The following is a 3339-nucleotide window of genomic DNA, read 5'->3' on the forward strand; positions in this document are numbered from 1 at the left end:
CTGGCAGGCGCTTTTTAGGACATATAGCACTGCACAAAATACATCATACAAATCAAGTTTCCTTGGTTTTATTTTCTTTCTGCTACTCTCCAGTATTGGTCTAATTTTTTCAAATTGTTCTTTACTTATATCGCTTGGATAGCTTTTTTGCATAGATATACCTCTTTCTTAACTATGCTTATTTTACCTCATATTTTCGAGATCCTTAACAGGTTCTAAGAAAGCAGACTACATCACCAATCTGCACATTTTTTCCTTCTTGAACGGGAATATTTTTTATCACCATTGCTGCTTCAGCACATATGATATTTTCCATTTTCATTGCCTCCACCACAAATAAAGGTTGTCCTATTTCCACCTGATCTCCTACATTTACGTGCAATTTAACTAATAAACCAGATATTGGGGATTTTACAGCATCTGCTGAAATCCCTTCTGTTTCATTATTTAGCATTAACTTACTTAATTCAGCTACATGAGGCTTTAATATACAACACTCAGCTTTCATACCTGCATGTCTTATGAAGTACTTGCTGCCTTGTCTTTCTATTTTAAGTGCTATATTGGTATCGTCATTAATTGTGATATATAGCAATCTATAACTTGATTTCCACTTGCCTATAACGGAGTATTTATTGTGATTATATACCGTTATTAATATATTATCTTGGTATTTTGCATTTACGGAGTACTCATTGTCATTTATATTCACTATGAATAAATCTCTTGCACGGTCACCTGCCATCCGAGTAGCTGATACTGGTGCCCCTTCTTTTTTACTAGATTCCAGCGTCACGCACTGGAATGACACCTGAGATGTTTCATTCACTGCTTTATGATGGTACCTTTCTTCACTTTCCAAATGAACATATAACGCAGTGAAAATAAATATTTTAATATACTCCTCTGTAACAAAATCGCCGTGAAACCCACTAGGGTAATGATCTGGAATGAATCTCGTATGGAGCTTTGCTGCGATAAAATTTGGGTGATGGAAGATGGATTCTAGAAATTCTATATTATTTGTTACTCCTTCTATATAGCATTCAGACAATGCTTTTTGCATTCTGCTGATCGCTTCTACTCTATCTTTTCCATATGTTATCACTTTGGCAATCATCGAATCATAGAACATGCTAATTTCTGAACCTGCAGCAACTCCATCATCTATTCTTACATAATCATTTTCACCCGGTTTATCGTAATATTTTATTCTTCCGCTGGAAGGGAAAAATTTCTTCGATGGGTCTTCAGCGCAAATTCTACTTTCTATTGCAGAACCAGTAAGTTTAATATCATCCTGATTGAATCTCAATTTCTCTCCACAGGAAGTTCTGATCATTTCTTCTACTATGTCTATTCCAGTTATAAATTCTGTTACTGGATGCTCAACTTGCAATCTCGTATTTACCTCAAGAAAATAGAAGTTTTGGTCTTTATCTACAACAAACTCAACAGTGCCTGCTGAAAAATAGCCAACTTGCTTTGCCAGAGAAACACATTGAACATACATTTTTTGTCTTACTTCTTCACTAATGAATGGACTTGGCGTTTTTTCTATTATTTTCTGATTATTCCTTTGTATCGAGCATTCTCTTTCTCCAAGACAAACTATATTGCCATATTTATCTGCTATGATTTGTATTTCAATATGTCTTGGCAATTCTATATATTTCTCTATAAAGATACTGCCATCCTTAAAACTTTTCTCTGCTTCATTTGTGGCTGATGTAAATGCTAGTTCAATTTCTTTTTTGGAGTTTACAATTCGCATTCCTTTGCCACCACCGCCTGATGCAGCTTTAAGCATAACCGGAAAGCCAATTTCTTCAGCAACTTGAGCTGCGTGGGCAGCGTCGCTAATCTTACCCATATATCCTGGCACTACATTCACTCCAGCTTTTTTTGCCGCTTCTTTTGCTGTTATTTTGTTGGCTGTAACCTCTATTGTTTCTGCACTGGGACCGATGAAGTCTATATTATGTTTTTGAAGAGCACGTGGAAAATCTGGATTTTCTGCTAAAAAACCATAGCCAGGATGAACTGCCTGCACACCTGTTTCAACTGCTACCTCGCATATTTTTTCAATGTTTAAATAACTGAGGCAAGAAGGCGAAGGGCCGATATATCTTGACTCATCTGCTTGTCTTACATGCACAGAATTTACATCTGCATCCGAATATACGCATACACAAGATATACCCATCCTACGAGCAGTTCTGATAATCCTGCAGGGAATTTCTCCTCTGTTTGCTATTAAAATCTTACTGTACTTCTTTTCCGTCATCTTATCAGTATACTTTCTTGAGTTAAGAAAGTAAATTTCTATATCATTGCCTGCAACTTTTTGTTATATATCAGACAGTCACCCTTGCAGGATCCGTACCACTAAAAGTTTCCTCTAGAGTACTTACGTCATGTAGGTCATGTATCTCACTAAATACTTTGCCTGACAGATACGCAGCCCCACCAGAAACTATCCCAGCCATCGTAGCCAGTGCAAGAGACTGAGAAACTAAAAATAAAAAGTATAAAGACAAACATAAAGCAGCAATACACGCTATAGCTCCTACTATATGTAAGCACAGGCGAAACTTCTGGTTACATATGAAGCTGTCTTGTATACCTGCAGTTTCTCTTATCTTCTTCTTAACTGTTTTACTAACCCAATCAGGAGGAGTCTTTTTAGATTTATCTAACGCACATCTATTGCACAATGCCTCTTGAATATAACTTTTGTAATTCTCCAATTTTTCCGAATCACACCCTGGATTAGTTTTGTCAGACTCCAAATACTTGAATATTCCTTTTACTACATCCAACAATATCCCCATTCTTGCCGCTATATGAAATGGGTTTTCATGATCTTCATTGTACTCTAACAAATGAACATTACTTTTAACACTTTGTTTGAAAATGGACAAAAAAGCATCAACATTCCTTGCCTTTGCAGCCAAATGCAGATAATTGCTTCCTTGTACCGAGGTATATTTGATATCTAAGTTTCCTGACAATAAATAATTAATGACATCAGAATTAGGGCTCGGCCGCTCTAAAGCAATATGAAGAGGAGTTTTTCCATCTTCGTCTTTTGAGTTAATTATTGGGGGTTGCTCGCCTGGGATTCAGAGCTTTTTTCACTGCCTCATAATCGTCTTTTTTAATTGCATTGACCAGATCCTTGAATTTTTGAGTCATAATATATACCTACTATCTAACCAATAATAAATTATACAACACAATTTATTGAAAATAAAGACAATTTTATCTCTCAGAACCTGTTTAAAATCTTCGTAATAGGAGAGAAATGAAGGAAAGGACAATCATTTGCAAGCTGGT

2 protein-coding genes and 1 pseudogene are annotated in these 3339 nt (G+C 36.0%); all 3 read right to left on the bottom strand.

All coding sequences use genetic code 11. From position 1 onward, the window contains the following. Positions 1–153 (bottom strand): annotated as a pseudogene (locus OZD63_RS00800) (IS5/IS1182 family transposase); the annotation flags it as partial. Positions 154–205: 52 nt separating this feature from the next. Further along, positions 206–2287, bottom strand: coding sequence for an acetyl-CoA carboxylase biotin carboxylase subunit (locus OZD63_RS00805; RefSeq protein WP_274980159.1), 2082 nt, complete (start codon positions 2285–2287; stop codon positions 206–208). A gap of 70 nt (positions 2288–2357) precedes the next feature. Then, the gene (locus OZD63_RS00810; RefSeq protein ID WP_338062909.1) at positions 2358–3125 is read right to left on the bottom strand and encodes an ankyrin repeat domain-containing protein; all 768 of its coding nucleotides are present in this window, start codon (positions 3123–3125) and stop codon (positions 2358–2360) included. Positions 3126–3339: the final 214 nt, after the last annotated feature.

It is taken from the genome of Wolbachia endosymbiont of Drosophila leontia, from assembly GCF_028981785.1.
Classification (GTDB): domain Bacteria; phylum Pseudomonadota; class Alphaproteobacteria; order Rickettsiales; family Anaplasmataceae; genus Wolbachia; species Wolbachia pipientis.

Bases quoted from the DNA above. Each gene is read 5' to 3' on its own strand.
- OZD63_RS00805 (WP_274980159.1), bottom strand. From the start codon at position 2,287: ATGACGGAAAAGAAGTACAGTAAGATTTTAATAGCAAACAGAGGAGAA.